Here is a 15,989-nt window from a genome sequence, read left to right as displayed (position 1 = left end):
CCTCCTTAGATTTTACCTACTAAGTCAAGACCAGGTTGTAATGTTTCTGAACCTTCTTCCCATTTTGCTGGGCAAACTTCACCTGGGTGTTGACGTACATATTGCGCTGCTTTAATTTTGTGTACTAATGTACTTGCATCACGGCCAATACCGTCTGCATTAACTTCAGCTGCTTGAACTACACCATCAGGGTCAACGATAAATGTACCACGTTGAGCTAGACCAAGTTCTTCATCTAATACGTCAAAATTACGAGTGATTGTTTGTGAAGGGTCACCAATCATTGTATATTGAATTTTGTTGATTGCTTCAGAGTGATCGTGCCAAGCTTTGTGTACGAAGTGTGTATCAGTTGAAACTGAATATACGTTCACACCTAATTCTTGTAATTTATCATATTGATTTTGTAAATCTTCTAATTCAGTAGGGCATACGAATGAGAAGTCTGCTGGGTAGAAGCAAACAACACTCCAAGAACCTTTTAAGTTTTCATCAGAAACTTCGAAAAACTCATCTTTCTTTGGATCGTAAGCATTAGCTGTAAATGGTAAAATTTCCTTGTTGATTAAAGACATGTGAAACATCCTCCTATTTAATAACTTAGTGTTAGTTTAAGTATTATTGAATTAGATTATCATAATTTCTTAATTATAATAATTCTAATCTTTCGTTTACTATTATTGCATGTAGCTACCGTTTCGTCAACATTAGAACCTTCAAAGCACGGTGGTTTTAAATCGTACTCGTCATTTGCATTGGAAGACAATAAAGTTGATTCAACTACATTCAAAAATGAAAGCATATACATTATTTGTATTTTCTTTCACACTCAATAAATAGCCTTCCTATTCTCAACTAAACATAAGAATTGAGAAGGAAGGCTATGAAAGTTTGATATGATGGGCTTATCAAAATTGTCACAAATTTGTGAATGCAATTACCGCTTGCGGAATTTGTAATGATAAGCGAATATTACATCGTGCTTAATGATAATTAATAAATTTATTGTTCAACACTATCATTGTATTTTTACATTTATTCAACGGTTTCATGCTAAAAATAGATAACTGTATTTATTGGATGATTAAATTGCATAGAGTAATTATTGTAAATTTGGAAGCATCGCTTTTTATAATCAAACAAACGACTGTACCATCCACCAAATAATAAACGCTACGGGGAAGAATAACCACCAATAGTTAGATAAAAACTCCCAACCATTCATAGGTCGATCTTTCTGATTAGAAACAGGTTGTTGATAAGTTTCAATAATCGTCTTTTTTAATGCTTTATCTCCTTTAATGAGTTCATCTAAAGACACGTCGAATAAATCGCTCATTTTAATGAGCATATCAATACTAGGATAGACTTTGTTTAGTTCCCATTTTGAAATACTTTGACGTGAAATATTTAATATTTCTGCAAGTTCATCTTGTGACCAATTTTTGAGTTCACGTTGTTCTTTGATTCGTGTTCCGATTTCCATAGTTATCACTCCTTTTATTTGAAATTAACTGTATAACCATGTAAAGTCACGCACTTAATCGTTTCCTAGTGTGCAACTAGTGGTTGCAATTGCGTGTTTGAAGGTATTTTGGAATAAATAGAGCTTAAAATTAAATCTTTAAATTAAATCTTTAAATGTTTAGTATGTATTTATCCATATATACATAAAAAAGACGCGAAAGAAATTAAATTACAATGAAAAATTTCTTTCGCGTCCTTTTGTATCATTAAATATATCGTTTAATGGTCAAATGATTTTAATTGTATAAGCTTATCTATCCCAATATCTTGCGCGTTCAAATGCTTGAACAATTGTTTGAGCATCATCTGAAATAAATACACCGGGTGCGTCCAAGTTTAGTTTTGCACTTGATAGTTTTTCTGATGCGGCTTGATTAACTATTAACGGTTTGTTGTGTTTGTAAGTGAGTTCAGCAAATGTCTCTGCATCAGGTGATAATTGAGTACCATCTGAAATTACAAACACACTATCAAATAATGTAGGGTGTGCAGTATCATAAGTCTCAGTTATGCCGAAATCTTTAGTGATATCTTTGGGTTGCTTACCTACAAAAGCATAGTTGAGTTTGTTGTCGACAAATGTTTTTGCGTATGATTTTAATGTCTTCTCATCTATTTCGCCATTCACTAGTACTGCTACAGAATGCCCAGGTAATGGTATATCGAATTTTTCCATTGTTAATTTACTATCTGTTACATCAGTTTGTACTTCTTCATTTTCTGCTGGCACTTCGACACCTACGTTTGCTGCGACACGTTCTGCCAATGTACGATCAACTTTGTTCAATTGATTCACTGCATTTTGTTTAACCACAGCTGATTTACATTTACCAATTTCAAATGAAAATCCGTCTACGGTATGGTCAAATTCAGGCTCTGTTAAACTGTTTAAATAAAGTTTAGCTTGACTGTAGTAGTCTTTAAAGCTTTCACTACGTTTTTGTATTTTACGGCCTTCAACTTTTTCTTGGTAATGTTCATAGCCACCTTCTTCTTTAGGTGTTGTGTGAGGATCGTTGCTGTTTAAAGCATTGTTGTGGTACGCTGTTTGTCCTTTATGGACATTCATTTGATGCATAGCGTCTCTTTGATTGTTGTGTACTTCGTTAACTGGTCGATTAATTGGAATTTGATTAAAGTTTGGTCCACCCAATCTTGATATCTGCGTATCTGTATATGAGAATAAACGTCCTTGTAATAGAGGATCGTTAGAAAAATCAATGCCAGGTACGATGTGACCAGGATGGAATGCGGCTTGTTCTGTTTCATCAAAAACATTAGATACATTTTGATTTAACGTCATTTTGCCAACAATTTCAACTGGAACCTCATCTTCGGGCCAAAGTTTTGTTGGGTCTAAAATATCAAAATCAAAATCAAATTCTTGCTCTGGTCGAATGACTTGTAGACCTAATTCCCACTCAGGGTAGTCTCCTTTTTCAATTGCTTCATATAAATCTTTACGGTGGAAATCAATATCTTTACCAGATAAGATTTGTGCTTCATCCCATACCAATGATTCTAAACCTTGAACTGGTTTCCAATGGAATTTAACAAAATAGGATTGACCTTTACTATTAACTAAGCGGAAAGTATGAACGCCAAAGCCTTCAATTTGTCTGAAATTTTTAGGGATACCTCTGTCGCTCATAGCCCAAACAGCCGTGTGCATTGTTTCTGGATTTTGTGCGAAAAAGTCCCAAAATGTGTCGTGTGCAGTGCCACCTTGAGGCATTTCATTGTGCGGTTCAGGTTTAACAGCGTGAATTAAATCTGGAAATTTAATAGCGTCCTGTATAAAGAAAACAGGTATATCATTACCTACTAAATCAAAAATACCTTCATCTGTATAGAATTTTGTAGCAAAACCACGCACGTCTCTTACTGTGTCTGGAGAACCTTTTGACCCTTGGACAGTAGAAAATCTGACAAACACTGGGGTAGTCTTTTCAGGATGTGTTAAAAAGTCTGCAGAAGTGTATTCAGATAAGTCTTTATAAACTTGGAATTCACCGTGAGCGCCAAAACCACGTGCATGTACGATTCTTTCAGGAATACGTTCATGGTCAAAGTGCATTATTTTTTCTCTGAAATGAAAATCTTCTAGTAAGCTAGGACCACGTTCACCAACAGTTAAGGTGTTTTCATCCTCGCTAACTTTAACACCATTATTCGTCGTCATTGCTTTATCGTCATTGTTTTTTTCTACATTTTTTAATTGTTCTTGTTTTTTATTACTCAAATGAATTACCCCCTTATTACTATCGTTCCACATTAATGATTTTGAAAACATTTCAAATTTTGAATTAATTTTGAACATTATTATTTTTTTAACAAGGTATTTTATAAAATGCAAAAAAGTTTGTGTTAATGCGAAGTCTAAGGGAAGGATTTTTAGAAATATGCTTTATGTGTTCATTTATGACATTTATATTATATGTTAAGGTAATTTATTTATTTGAGTCACATAAGCGTTACATTCATGCTTTATTTTGTTCATATATTTTATGAATACCTAATATTTAATAGGTGATTAACATTTAATTAGAGTGAAAAAGGGTAAACAAATAACAAGCAATTCACTACGAGCTTTGTTAACATTTAAATACTATAAACACTTACATAAAAGAGGAGCGGATAATACATGTCTGATTATGTATACAACTTATTGAAAAAACACCATTCAGTCAGAAGTTTTAAGGATGAACCTATTTCGGAAGAACATATTAAAAAATTAATTGAAGCGGGACAAAGCGCTTCAACGTCTAGTTATTTACAAGCTTATTCAATTATAGGCATAGATGATCCTGAAATTAAAGAAGACTTGAAAGAAGTGTCAGGTCAACCCTATGTGGTAGAAAACGGTTATTTATTTGTTTTTGTCATGGATTATTACAGACATGCAATTGTAAATGAAAATACTAAAAAAGATATGGCTACATCATTTGAATCAGCAGAAGGTTTATTGGTCGGGACGATTGATGCGACATTAGCTGCTCAAAATATTGCTGCTGCAGCTGAAGATATGGGGTATGGCATGGTTTATTTAGGATCACTTAGAAATGATGTTGAACGTGTGCGTGAAATTTTAGACTTACCTAAGCATACTTTCCCATTGTTTGGTATGGCATTAGGTCTGCCAGCAGATGACGAAAATGGAAATCCGAAACCACGCTTACCACTTGAAAATATCTTCCATCACAATAAATACGACAGCGATAAAGAAACGCAACGTAAAACATTGGCAGATTACGATGAAACCGTAAGTAAATATTATGCATCTCGTACAAATGGTGAACGTAATGAAACATGGTCAGAACAAATTTCTAATTTTATGAGTGCTAAGCAGAGACTAGATATGTTAGAACAATTGAATAAATCTGGTTTTATTAAAAAATAATTCACTGACAACTTCTGTTGCGTGTCATTTATGATGGATAGGCCATATCTAAGAAAGGGGTTGGTTATGTTGAGCATGTTTGATAAATTTTTTGGTAAGAAAGCGCATGGAAATCATAAAGCGAATGAGCAATATATTTATTCTTCTAGCAGTAAACTAACCCCTCAAGAAGCTCAAGCCTATTGGGTGAAAATGGCCCAAAAGTTAGTTGTCGGAGCAATTAATTCCGTTGATCACACAGCAGAACGTATATTTATTCTTATTTCATTTAACGAAGATGATTCTACAATAGATATATTCTTCCAAATGGATGGCCAGTTAAGGATGTGGAATGATTTAGATAATCAAACGCATAAAAAAACCATATCGAATAGTTTAATCTCACAAGCCCCGAATCTCGTGAAGCATGTAAACTGTTTATATGATAGTGTTGATTTAACTCAGCTCGCATATTCACAGATTCAATATGAATTTGAAAGCAAGGCATGGTATTTACATGATATTAGCGAAGACAGTGCCGAAGCGCATTTAGATAAAAACCCTGCATTTTTAAAATGGTTTGATGATGTGTCAAATACGATTGATACTATTCCGTTAGATGGCAAACAGAAAATTACTTGGGGCCCTTTCAAACCAAGATAGTAAATATTAGAAAGTAATGTTAAACCATCTTTTAATGAAATTATAGAAGAGATATCGTTAAGAAAAATAATTAAGCATGAAACATTTTTATATTAAATAGAGTTATTAAGTTGATAACCTCAATATTATCAATGCTTTAAGCGTTTGTAATATCAGCAGTTTGTCTTAAACAGTAATCGCCAATTTCTATTGTAACAAAATAGAAATTGGCGGTTTTTTCATGTGATTTTTGAGTTTATTGCGCAATGACAGTACTTAATATTTTATGATAATAAGAAAAATTCAGATGTTTGTTCATGTTCGTATAATTTTCACACGCATATCCAGGTTTAATGTTTATTTGTTTTCATAAACCCATTAACTTAATATAACAATCAATTTTTTAAATTGTTTATTATATTATATAAAATTCTCTATTTTGTGAATTTATTCACAAATATTTCATAAAAGTCTGTTTTTGCCATTGTAAGTGCTTTCACAAAGTTTTATGATGTGGTTGGAAATAAAAAAGTGATAGATATCAATGAAAATAGAAAGAGGTTTGAGGAAATGGATATTATTTTAGGTGTAGGAACGCTACTCATTGTTTTGTTAGCTATGACGCTATTTTTAAACTTTGCACCTTATGGTAAGAAAGGACTACAAGCATTATCGGGCGCTGCCTGTGCAACCTTCTTACCGCAAGCATTTTTAAGTTATGCCATTGGTGGCGTCTTTGACATTAAATTTTTGCAAGAGATTGGTGACTTAGCTGGTAGTTTAAGTGGTGTGGCAGTCGGCTTTCTTACTTGTTTAAAATTAGGTGTCTCGCCAGTTTTTGCTGTAATCGTTGGTTTAGTACTTCATGATTTTAAATTACTACCTGCTTTTTTAGCTGCTTATTTAGTTTCTTTTGCTATTAAATTTTTAGAAAAGAAAGTCCCTGAAGGCTTAGATTTAATAACTGTAATTTTATTTGCCCCTGCTGTTTCATTCCTTCTTGCAAGTATTATGAGCCCGGGCGTTATCGCATTATTAAAACAAATTGGTAGTGCTGTGACGGCTGTTGGTGATAACAATCCTTATGTCTTAGCAATTATTCTAGGTCTCATTATTCCTGTTACAGGTATGACACCACTTAGTTCTATGGTATTAACAAGTTTATTAGGACTAACTGGTTTGCCAATGGCAATTGGTGCACTGACATGTACAGGTAGCTCATTTGTCAATTTCATTATGTTTAAACAATTAAAAATAGGTAACGCTTCTAAAGCTTTTGCTGTTGCAGTTGAACCATTAACCCAAATAGATATCATTGCGAAGTATCCTTTACAACTCTATGGTACAAATGCGCTTATTGGTGTTGTAAACGCATGTATCGTCACATTTAGTGGATTAGTAATCAATGTGACAGGTATGGCGACCCCAATTGCCGGTGCTATTGTATTGTTTGGATTTAATGATCCAATTAAGTCTGTAATAACGATTGTTACAGTGTCAATTACTAGTATTTTACTAAGTCTAGTTATAGGAAAAATGATTAATAAATTTAATATGACAAGCTTAAATTTCAATCTACCTAGAATGAAAAAACAGACAAATTAAGGAGAGAGAAGAATGGCAAGAAAACAAGATTATCAAAGTGCTTTTGATGTGATTGGTCCAATTATGATGGGGCCTTCTAGTTCTCACACGGCAGGTGCAGTAAAAATAGGTAATGCTGCACGCACAGTACTACAAAGTGAACCTCAAAAAATTGTGATTCATTATTATGAATCATTTGCCTCCACGCACAAGGGGCATGGAACGGATTTAGCAATTATAGGTGGATCAATGGGTTTCAGTACATTTGATGAGCGTATTAAAGACGCTATTTCATTTGCTGAAGATCAAAATATTGATATAGAAATTATAGAAGAAACAAGTGCTAGCTTAGGTGAACATCCTAACTGCGCATTAATTAAATTAGATGGCAACGAACGGCATGTGGAAATTAATGGTATTTCAATCGGTGGAGGTACAATCAAGATTAAAAGTATCCACGTGGACGGCCTTTGCATCCTTATGCATCACGCATTACCTATTTTGGTTGTAGATGGAGCAGCAAATATTTCATTAATTAACCATTTGATTAATGATTTAATTGAGTATGAAGTAGACATTAATGAAGAGATCAAAACAATTAATAATGACAAATGTTTATTGGCATTACACTTAAATAAAGCTTTAGATATAGATAGTTTAAGTAAGTTACGCGAGAAATATAAAGAATTAAATTTTTCATATATCTGTTAGAGGAGTGGCAATATGTATCATTCAATGCGAGAAATTATAGATTATGCAATGACGCACAACACAACATTTGCTGAAATGATGATTCGTGAGGAGATGGATTTAAAAGGGATATCGAGGGATGAAGTTCGTGCATTAATGAAACAAAACCTTGATGTTATGAGAGAAGCTTTAGAAAAGGGACTTTCTGGAGAAGGTGTAAAAAGTGTTACGGGTTATACTGGACAAGATACCGTGAAACTACAGCGATATAATGAGCAATACCATGCATTATCTGGGCATGATATGGTAGAAGCTTTAAAAGGGGCAATATCAACAAATGAAGTAAATGCTGCGATGGGAATCATTTGTGCAACGCCAACTGCTGGTTCATCAGGTACAATACCAGGTATACTATTCAAGTTAGAAAAGACACACGGATTAACACAAGCGCAGATGATTGACTTTTTATTTGCAGCCGCACTATGTGGCAAAATCATTGCAAACAATGCCAGTGTTGCGGGTGCCATTGGTGGCTGTCAGGCAGAGGTGGGATCAGCCTCCGCAATTGCAGCAGCGGCAGCAGTTGAAATATTTGGTGGAACGCCTGAAGAAAGTGGTCATGCGATGGCTTTAGCTATCAGTAATTTATTAGGATTAGTTTGTGATCCTGTGGCAGGATTGGTTGAAATACCATGTGTTATGCGTAATGCTATAGGTTCAGGCAACGGACTAATTTCAGCTGATTTAGCATTAGCGGGAATAAAAAGCAGAATACCAGTTGATGAAGTGATAGAGGCGATGGATAGAGTAGGACGTAACTTGCCAGCATCGTTAAGAGAAACTGGATTGGGAGGTCTAGCTGGAACACCTACTGGAGAAGCGATAAAGAAAAAGATATTTGGAGCAGCAAGTGTTGAATCTTAAGTAACTAAGGACATATAATTTACTAGCATAAAAAATTGAATTGAAAAAATACACGTTTCCCACTAAACTGAATTAAAAGAGGTGGGAGACATGTTACTGAAACTAGGGCTTATTTTTATTGTGTTTGTTATAAATAGTATCGTAACGTATTACTTAACTACAGACGGTACATGGGTCAACCTATTGTTGAAATCATTGTCGTTAAGTTTGATTATTGTCTTTATTTATAATTACGTTAAACTAATGATAACGATAAAACGACAAAAATAGTAATATGATTAAATTAAAAATGAAAATATAGTAAAAGTATAGAAATGAAAAAAGGTTGGAACGACAAGCGTTCCAACCTTTAATTATATTTATGAAAGATATTTTAAGTTCATAGTATGTGATGTCTTATTATTATGAACTTGTGATTTCACCGTATTCTTTTGAATGATAAGTGTCAGTATCTAAGTTGTTTGTCAATTTAGCAGTACCTGTACCAGCAAGCATAGAGTCGTTAACATTTAATGCAGTACGGCCCATATCGATAAGTGGTTCTACTGAAATCAGCACACCAGCTAATGCAACAGGTAAATTTAAAGTAGATAATACAATGATAGAGGCGAATGTTGCGCCACCACCAACACCAGCAACACCAAATGAACTAATCACAACAATGCCGATGACAGATAAAATAAATTGTAAATTAACTTCGACACCAGCTGCTGGCGCTACCATGATTGCTAACATTGCTGGATAAATACCGGCACAGCCGTTTTGACCAATAGAAAGACCAAATGAAGCTGAGAAGTTTGCAATACCATCTGGTACACCTAAACGATTTTTTTGAGTTTGAACATTAAGTGGTAATGCACCAGCACTTGAACGAGAAGTAAATGCAAATAACAATACTTCAGATGTTTTCTTAACAAATGTAACAGGGTTTAGTCCCATACCCGTTACAATGAGTAAGTGAATGATATACATTACAATTAATGCCGCATAAGATGCGATAACAAATTTGCCTAACGTCCATATTGCACCAAAGTCGCTTGTCGCGATTGTATTCGCCATTATAGCTAAAATACCATATGGTGTTAGACGTAGTACAAATGTAACAATCGCCATAACGATATTATAAATTGCATCGATACCGCGTTTAAGTAAATGCCCGCTTTCAGGTTGTTTACGCATAACACGTAAGAATGCAAAGCCAACAAATGCAGCGAAGATTACTACAGCAATTGTGGATGTTGTACGTTGACCAGTGAAATCTAAGAATGGGTTACTTGGTAATAATTCTAAGATTTGTTGTGGTAGCGTGTTCGCTGTCATATCCTTAGCTTGACTTGCGAGTTCACTACCTCGTGAGCTTTCGGCACTACCTAAATCGATTGTAGATGCGTCTAATCCAAAGACAAGCGCTGAGATAATACCGACAATTGCTGCAATTGCTACAGTCCCAATTAAGAAAATGAAGATATAGATGCCAATTTTAGCAAATTTTTCTCCAATATTAATTTTAGTAAATGCTGAAACGATTGAAATAAAAATTAAAGGTATAACAATCATTTGTAAGAATGAAATATAGCCATCTCCAACTATACTAAACCAATCTGTGGTTTGTTTAGTGACCTTTGAGTCCACACCGTATATTAAATGGATGGCAATTCCAAAGACAATCCCGATGCCTAAAGCTGTAAAGACACGTTTAGGAAACGAAACATGTCTTCTTGCCATTACATATAATCCGATAAGGAAGGCCGCAAAAATAATGATGTTTAAAATTGTTAGTAACATAAAAACAAGACCTACACTTTCTATTATTTAATTTATTTTGTTAAATCCGATACGCATACTAAGGATAGTAGCAAAACGAATAATATTCAAGTCAATTACTCAAAAAAATTATGAAATTTACATGACTTTATTTTTGAAACAGAATTAGAGAAGTTATAAATCTAGGTAGGGTGTGGTGTCAAAGCATTTTTGGCTAAATTAATTAGAAATACAACAAAGATAAAATTAAGTAAAAATTTTGATTTAGAAACGAAATAATCGATTAAAAGAAGAAATTGAAATAAGCGTAGTTTTGGGTTTGGAAAAACTGGTGGACATTTTAGACGGGCTTCGATTTGAGCAATATGATAAGTTAAACGACGACTTAGTAAGTAATAGTAGCTCTGAAAATTAGAAAAATAATTACACAACTAGCTACGAGGTTTCAAGCAAAACAAAGAAACGTCAATTTCTATACTATTTCAATAGAAATTGACGTTTCTTTTTAACCAAAGGCTGTGATACCTTGGAATCATCTGTAACTTATAAATTAAATAGGCGTGCGAAAAATCCTTTACGTTCTTCTTTGCGCTCTTCTTTAGCAAGTGGCGAACCGTATGAAGTAGTTGAAGTAGCCTCTTGAGATGTATTCGATTGCTGTGTATTTGACTCATTTGTAGTAGATGACGCTGATGCGACCTCTTTATTATCATCTGTTTTTTGCTCTACTTCAGAAGCTTTTTTGTGAGTATCCGGTTCAATAGGGTCATCTGATTTATTAGCTGAATTTGCTTTGGAATTTTGTTTTTCAGCTTCTGAATTTGCTGATTGTGCTGTAGGTTGTTCACTAATTTGTGTGATTTCTTCATCAACAGTTTCCGCTGATACATTTTCAGAAACCTCATTTGTATGTGGATCTGTTGTGTCAGCCATTTTATCAGGTGTTACTTTAGTATTAGCTTGTTCAGTTGTATTTTCAGTGAACGCATTTGTGTCGTTATCCGTCGTTGAACTTTGGTTGGTATGCACACTTTCAGATTCGACATTAGATTTCACAAGTTCGGTTTGTTCTTTTTGAGAATCTTGAATGACACTTTGTGTAGATTTAATTTCGTCTGTAGATGATTGGATTGCTTTAAGTGATTCTGTATTTTCTTCTAATTTAGAAGTAATCTGATTTTGCATTTTGTGTAATTCTTGCTGTTGTTGGTGCACTTGATTAATCATTTGTCCAAGCATTTGGCGCTCATCACGCATATTTTGAATTTCAGTACGTAAGTCCTCTACGAGTAGAGATACATTTTGATCTGAAGGTAGATTGTTGTCATCTTCTTTGACTAACACCTGTAGAAAATCTTTTTCTTTTTCGAGTTCTTCAAAAGCTAAATCATAGCTGTTTGTCTGCTTAACTTTTTCAGCAATATCTTGGAAGAGTTCAATATCCTCTTCTTGGAAATCTGTAGCTTCGCGGCCACGATATTCAGTTTTACTAAGTTGATAACCGCGTTCTTCTAAATGTTGAACGATTTTACGGACTTGCTTTTCACTTAGCTCAACACGTTGTGCAAATTCTTTAGTTAACATAGAAATGAGTCCTTTCATAAATGATTTTATGTATACGGACGTTTGTCTTCGGTTAGTGAAACGTCAGTCTTACCTCTATGTTAGTCTAAACTGTTTTAACAGTGATTTCAAGTGGTGTACACTATGATTTACGTAAATCCATTTCTTCTAATAATGGGTAAATAATACTTCTAGAAATTCTATTTGCAAATACATACTTTAATATATAGTTTGATTTAATACATGGTCCATATATGTCTTTTGTCAGTTCTATATTAGATTTGATAAATAAATCTTTCGGTGATCCCTCTGAATATCCATTTAAATTTGGGGCTAAATAATCTAAATCATATTGCTTTTCAAAGCCATGACTAAATAAAAATTCACGTCTATTACTGAGCACTTGTTGCTCATCTTCTGAAACAAGTTCTGGTTCTTTAGGTACTTCTAGCATAATAAAGTTTACATCGTGTTCGTGTAATTGATTGGATAAATAATTAATTTCCTTTTCAATACGTGCTAAAGTATTTGTAATTAATTCATCGTGATCTGGTTGATCATTTGCAATCAGATAGATTAAAAATGCAGAATTTGTCGTTGCTTCATAGTGTGCAGTTGCTAAACTAACAACTTTATCTGACTGTAAGCCTACTAAAAAGATATAGTCATCTTTGGTATGTTCATTTTTTAAAGATTGTTTAAATATTTGTTCATCTTCGGATAAATCAATGTCAAATTGCCCATCGTAAAGTTTTAATGCTGCTTTAAATAATGGATCATCAATTGATTTGATAGTTTTAAAATCCATGAATAGATGCACCCCCAATAATAATGCGTTTATTATAACATAGGAAATTAATGGAAATCAGTGAAAATATTGTATGCATCATTTGTAATAGAAATAAAATAGGAGCGACACAGAAACCACAAAATACATAGTGATTTTCTATGTTCGCTCCTGATAAAGGTAGTCTATATGTTAAGCAGTAATTTGAAAGTATGTTGTGATTATTTTTAAATAGTTGTATTAAATCACAATTTGATTAAGCGCAGATTAGGATTTTGGTCCGTGTGTTTCTTCTGCGTAATGTTTATCTTCAACAGTACTACGTGCATATGCAGCGTTTGCTTCTTGAACTTCTTCATGAGAAGAGTTATCTCTAGTTGCAACAACTAGAAAATTATTATCAAGAAGTTCTTTTTTATAACGTTCTTTGTCATAATCATTAATATCATAATAAGCTAAAACAGTTTCTTCACCGTCTTCTCCAGTTAGAATTTTAGCCATTTTGTCACTGAATGAACCACTCGTTGCTGTGAGGTTTACTTCAGAATCATGTAACTCGTCAAAATGAAGTTTCGTCTTACTTAATACCGAAATTTCAGATTCAACATATCCTTCTGACAATTTTTGTTGAATAGTTGGTAGTATTTCATCTTTGCTTTGTACAATTGTAAAATCTGCCATTGTCTTGTCCCTCCGTCCACTTTTCTATTGTTTATCTAATACTTTCCCTATTAACTACTAGGTAAAACGAATATATTTTTATTATATAATGAAGTGACGTATCTGACAATCTTGATTTCAAAGTAAAGAAAACGGTTACTATAATCGTTGATTATTAATAAATCTCTTTGTTTAAAGCGCTTACTTATAATATTCGTATTGAAAATCATGCTGAAATTTGCTATCATCAGTTAATAATTTATCTAACTCATATAATCTAGAGAATATGGCTCTAGAAGTTTCTACCATGTTGCCATTAACGACATGACTATGGGTAACCAATACAATACAAAGCATTCAACTCCAATCGTTTTAAAGCTTTATTAGGGAAATGAAGTTATACATATAATCTTCTAAAACAATTGTGGTGTTTTCAAATTTTACATAATTAGGGAAATGAATGTTGAAGACTTAATTTGCAACGCACATGTTGTAAGTTAAACATCAGTTCTTTATAGTATTGCACGTTCACTCATAGATCCTGAAACTAAGTTAGTTTAGGATTTTTTTTGTATAAAAAATGAGGAGGTTTTTTGAGTGGATTTGTTAAAACGGAAAGTTGAGGCAGACGGTGTCGTCATTGATGAGAAAATTTTGAAGGTAGATGGGTTTTTAAATCATCAAATAGACGCAAAGCTGATGCACGACGTGGGACTAACGTTTTATAATCAATTTAAAGATGAAGGGATCACTAAAGTATTAACGATTGAGGCATCTGGTATTGCACCAGCAATCATGGCAGCAATGCACTTTGATGTGCCGTGTTTATTTGCTAAAAAAGCAAAGCCTAGCACGTTAACGAAAAATACTTATCAAGCTGATATCCATTCATTCACTAAAAATACGACAAGTACTGTAGTGGTTTCAGATGAATTTTTAGACGAAAATGATCGCGTATTAATCGTCGATGATTTCTTAGCTAATGGTGATGCATCATTAGGCTTAAATGAAATTGTTCAACAAGCCAATGCTGAAACTGTTGGCATTGGTATTGTAGTTGAAAAGAGTTTTCAACCAGGCAGAGAACGTTTAGAAACAGCAGGATTGAAAGTATCGTCTTTATGTAAAGTTGCTTCTCTAAGTGGTAACAAAGTGACATTTGTAGAGGAACAATCATGAAGACATTCATCTTAAGTTTACAACATCTGTTGGCGATGTATGCAGGCGCTATACTCGTACCAATTATAGTAGGGACAAGCTTAGATTTTACTCCAGAACAAATTGCCTTCTTAGTCACTGTTGATATTTTCATGTGTGGTGTAGCCACATTTTTACAAGTTTGGAAAGGTACAGGAACTGGGTTGCCCATTGTCTTAGGCTGCACATTTACAGCCGTTGCACCGATGATTTTAATCGGGCAAACTAAAGGTATTGGTGATTTATACGGTTCCCTTTTCTTATCAGGTATATTGGTTGTCATCATTGCTCCATTTTTTTCATATTTAGTTAAATTCTTTCCACCAGTTGTGACAGGCAGTGTTGTTACAATTATAGGGATCAATTTGATGCCAGTAGCGATGAATTATTTAGCAGGTGGAGAAGGTGCTAAAAATTTTGGTGATGCCAAAAACATCTTACTTGGTGTAATTACATTAATAGTTATATTAATTGTGCAACGTTTTACAACAGGTTTCTTAAAATCTATTGCCATTTTGATTGGCTTAATCGTTGGCACTGTATTAGCGTCAATATTTGGCATTGTTGATGTGAAACAAGTTGGTGAAGCACATTGGTTTTCATTACCACAACCATTTAGGTTTTCAACATTCAGCTTTGATTTTGGTGCAACTTTAGTATTCTTTATTGTTGCATTAGTCAGTCTGATAGAATCAACAGGTGTTTACCATGCATTAAGTGAAATTACAGGTAAGAAATTGGAAAGAAAAGATTTTCGTAAAGGTTATACTGCTGAAGGTATTGCGATTATCTTAGGATCTATTTTTAATGCATTTCCGTATACCGCTTATTCTCAAAATGTGGGATTAGTATCATTATCTGGTGCTAAAAAGAACAAAGTTATCTATGGCATGGTTATCTTGCTCATTATTTGTGGATGTATCCCTAAATTGGGCGCCTTAGCAAATATGATTCCTTTACCAGTATTAGGTGGTGCAATGATAGCAATGTTTGGCATGGTTATGGCATATGGTGTTAGTATATTAGGTAATATTAATTTCAAAAATCAAAATAATTTGTTGGTAATCGCGGTATCAGTTGGACTAGGAACGGGTATAAGTGCAGTACCTCAAGCGTTTCAAGCTTTAGGAGACCAATTCGCATGGCTAACTCAAAATGGTATTGTACTCGGTGCGATTTCAGCAATTGTTTTGAATTTCTTTTTTAACGGCATTAAGAATCAACAAAACATAGAAACTATGGAATAATGGAGCTATAAAACAAATATTAGGA

General features: G+C 33.8%; 15 protein-coding genes and 1 riboswitch. Of the genes, 8 read left to right on the top strand and 7 right to left on the bottom strand.

Annotated features, from left to right (window positions below; genetic code table 11):
• Positions 1–5: 5 nt before the first annotated feature.
• The 3 genes from ahpC to KA867_RS07115 all read right to left on the bottom strand — a co-directional run bounded on the left by ahpC (position 6) and on the right by KA867_RS07115 (position 3,769).
• Positions 6–575: an alkyl hydroperoxide reductase subunit C gene (ahpC, locus tag KA867_RS07125; RefSeq protein ID WP_107383858.1), complete on the bottom strand. Its 570-nt coding sequence runs from the start codon at positions 573–575 to the stop codon at positions 6–8.
• Positions 576–1,135: 560 nt separating this feature from the next.
• The gene (locus KA867_RS07120; RefSeq protein ID WP_019469892.1) at positions 1,136–1,486 is read right to left on the bottom strand and encodes a helix-turn-helix domain-containing protein; all 351 of its coding nucleotides are present in this window, start codon (positions 1,484–1,486) and stop codon (positions 1,136–1,138) included.
• Between the two features lie 291 nt (positions 1,487–1,777).
• Positions 1,778–3,769, bottom strand: a complete 1,992-nt coding sequence (locus KA867_RS07115) for a catalase (RefSeq protein ID WP_210137528.1) — start codon at positions 3,767–3,769, stop codon at positions 1,778–1,780.
• 402 nt (positions 3,770–4,171) lie between these two features.
• Between KA867_RS07115 and nfsA the strand changes: the two genes are divergently transcribed.
• The 6 genes from nfsA (at position 4,172) to KA867_RS13410 (ending at position 9,016) form a co-directional block, all read left to right on the top strand.
• Positions 4,172–4,927 carry an oxygen-insensitive NADPH nitroreductase gene (gene nfsA, locus KA867_RS07110; protein WP_210137527.1) on the top strand — a complete coding sequence of 252 codons (756 nt, stop codon included), beginning with the start codon at positions 4,172–4,174 and terminating at the stop codon, positions 4,925–4,927.
• A gap of 75 nt (positions 4,928–5,002) precedes the next feature.
• Positions 5,003–5,569, top strand: coding sequence for a hypothetical protein (locus tag KA867_RS07105; RefSeq protein ID WP_210137526.1), 567 nt, complete (start codon positions 5,003–5,005; stop codon positions 5,567–5,569).
• A 549-nt stretch (positions 5,570–6,118) separates the two neighbouring features.
• Positions 6,119–7,153 (top strand): PTS sugar transporter subunit IIC, encoded by a 1,035-nt coding sequence (locus KA867_RS07100; protein WP_071560187.1) that lies wholly within the window; start codon positions 6,119–6,121, stop codon positions 7,151–7,153.
• A 12-nt stretch (positions 7,154–7,165) separates the two neighbouring features.
• The gene (gene sdaAB, locus KA867_RS07095) at positions 7,166–7,843 is read left to right on the top strand and encodes an L-serine ammonia-lyase, iron-sulfur-dependent subunit beta (protein WP_210137525.1); all 678 of its coding nucleotides are present in this window, start codon (positions 7,166–7,168) and stop codon (positions 7,841–7,843) included.
• Between the two features lie 12 nt (positions 7,844–7,855).
• Entirely contained in the window at positions 7,856–8,746 is an 891-nt protein-coding gene (gene sdaAA, locus KA867_RS07090) for an L-serine ammonia-lyase, iron-sulfur-dependent, subunit alpha (protein ID WP_210137524.1), read from the top strand.
• A gap of 90 nt (positions 8,747–8,836) precedes the next feature.
• Positions 8,837–9,016 (top strand): hypothetical protein, encoded by a 180-nt coding sequence (locus KA867_RS13410; protein WP_107383865.1) that lies wholly within the window; start codon positions 8,837–8,839, stop codon positions 9,014–9,016.
• A 132-nt stretch (positions 9,017–9,148) separates the two neighbouring features.
• Here the strand turns inward: KA867_RS13410 and KA867_RS07085 are convergent, their stop codons facing one another.
• The 4 genes from KA867_RS07085 to KA867_RS07070 form a co-directional block, all read right to left on the bottom strand.
• Positions 9,149–10,531, bottom strand: a complete 1,383-nt coding sequence (locus tag KA867_RS07085) for an L-cystine transporter (protein WP_210137523.1) — start codon at positions 10,529–10,531, stop codon at positions 9,149–9,151.
• A 522-nt stretch (positions 10,532–11,053) separates the two neighbouring features.
• The gene (locus tag KA867_RS07080; RefSeq protein WP_210137522.1) at positions 11,054–12,094 is read right to left on the bottom strand and encodes a hypothetical protein; all 1,041 of its coding nucleotides are present in this window, start codon (positions 12,092–12,094) and stop codon (positions 11,054–11,056) included.
• A 121-nt stretch (positions 12,095–12,215) separates the two neighbouring features.
• Entirely contained in the window at positions 12,216–12,881 is a 666-nt protein-coding gene (locus tag KA867_RS07075; RefSeq protein WP_107385937.1) for a hypothetical protein, read from the bottom strand.
• 246 nt (positions 12,882–13,127) lie between these two features.
• Complete coding sequence (locus KA867_RS07070; protein WP_210137521.1) at positions 13,128–13,541, bottom strand: general stress protein; 414 nt, start codon at positions 13,539–13,541, stop codon at positions 13,128–13,130.
• Positions 13,542–13,768: 227 nt separating this feature from the next.
• A riboswitch (purine riboswitch) is annotated at positions 13,769–13,871 on the top strand.
• Positions 13,872–14,117: 246 nt separating this feature from the next.
• Here KA867_RS07070 and xpt point away from each other — a divergent pair.
• Positions 14,118–14,699, top strand: a complete 582-nt coding sequence (xpt, locus tag KA867_RS07065; protein ID WP_210137520.1) for a xanthine phosphoribosyltransferase — start codon at positions 14,118–14,120, stop codon at positions 14,697–14,699.
• Positions 14,696–15,964 (top strand): xanthine permease PbuX, encoded by a 1,269-nt coding sequence (pbuX, locus tag KA867_RS07060; protein WP_046207045.1) that lies wholly within the window; start codon positions 14,696–14,698, stop codon positions 15,962–15,964. Before xpt ends, pbuX begins: the two co-directional genes overlap by 4 nt.
• Positions 15,965–15,989: the final 25 nt, after the last annotated feature.

Source organism: Staphylococcus sp. GDH8C109P (assembly GCF_017893405.1).
Classification (GTDB): Bacteria; Bacillota; Bacilli; order Staphylococcales; family Staphylococcaceae; genus Staphylococcus; species Staphylococcus cohnii.
This window is presented reverse-complemented; position numbering and strand designations above follow the sequence as displayed.

Bases quoted from the DNA above. Each gene is read 5' to 3' on its own strand.
- ahpC (WP_107383858.1), bottom strand. From the start codon at position 575: ATGTCTTTAATCAACAAGGAAATTTTACCATTTACAGCTAATGCTTAC.
- KA867_RS07120 (WP_019469892.1), bottom strand. From the start codon at position 1,486: ATGGAAATCGGAACACGAATCAAAGAACAACGTGAACTCAAAAATTGG.
- nfsA (WP_210137527.1), top strand. From the start codon at position 4,172: ATGTCTGATTATGTATACAACTTATTGAAAAAACACCATTCAGTCAGA.
- KA867_RS07105 (WP_210137526.1), top strand. From the start codon at position 5,003: ATGTTTGATAAATTTTTTGGTAAGAAAGCGCATGGAAATCATAAAGCG.
- KA867_RS07100 (WP_071560187.1), top strand. From the start codon at position 6,119: ATGGATATTATTTTAGGTGTAGGAACGCTACTCATTGTTTTGTTAGCT.
- sdaAB (WP_210137525.1), top strand. From the start codon at position 7,166: ATGGCAAGAAAACAAGATTATCAAAGTGCTTTTGATGTGATTGGTCCA.
- sdaAA (WP_210137524.1), top strand. From the start codon at position 7,856: ATGTATCATTCAATGCGAGAAATTATAGATTATGCAATGACGCACAAC.
- KA867_RS13410 (WP_107383865.1), top strand. From the start codon at position 8,837: ATGTTACTGAAACTAGGGCTTATTTTTATTGTGTTTGTTATAAATAGT.
- KA867_RS07085 (WP_210137523.1), bottom strand. From the start codon at position 10,531: ATGTTACTAACAATTTTAAACATCATTATTTTTGCGGCCTTCCTTATC.
- KA867_RS07080 (WP_210137522.1), bottom strand. From the start codon at position 12,094: ATGTTAACTAAAGAATTTGCACAACGTGTTGAGCTAAGTGAAAAGCAA.
- KA867_RS07075 (WP_107385937.1), bottom strand. From the start codon at position 12,881: ATGGATTTTAAAACTATCAAATCAATTGATGATCCATTATTTAAAGCA.
- KA867_RS07070 (WP_210137521.1), bottom strand. From the start codon at position 13,541: ATGGCAGATTTTACAATTGTACAAAGCAAAGATGAAATACTACCAACT.
- pbuX (WP_046207045.1), top strand. From the start codon at position 14,696: ATGAAGACATTCATCTTAAGTTTACAACATCTGTTGGCGATGTATGCA.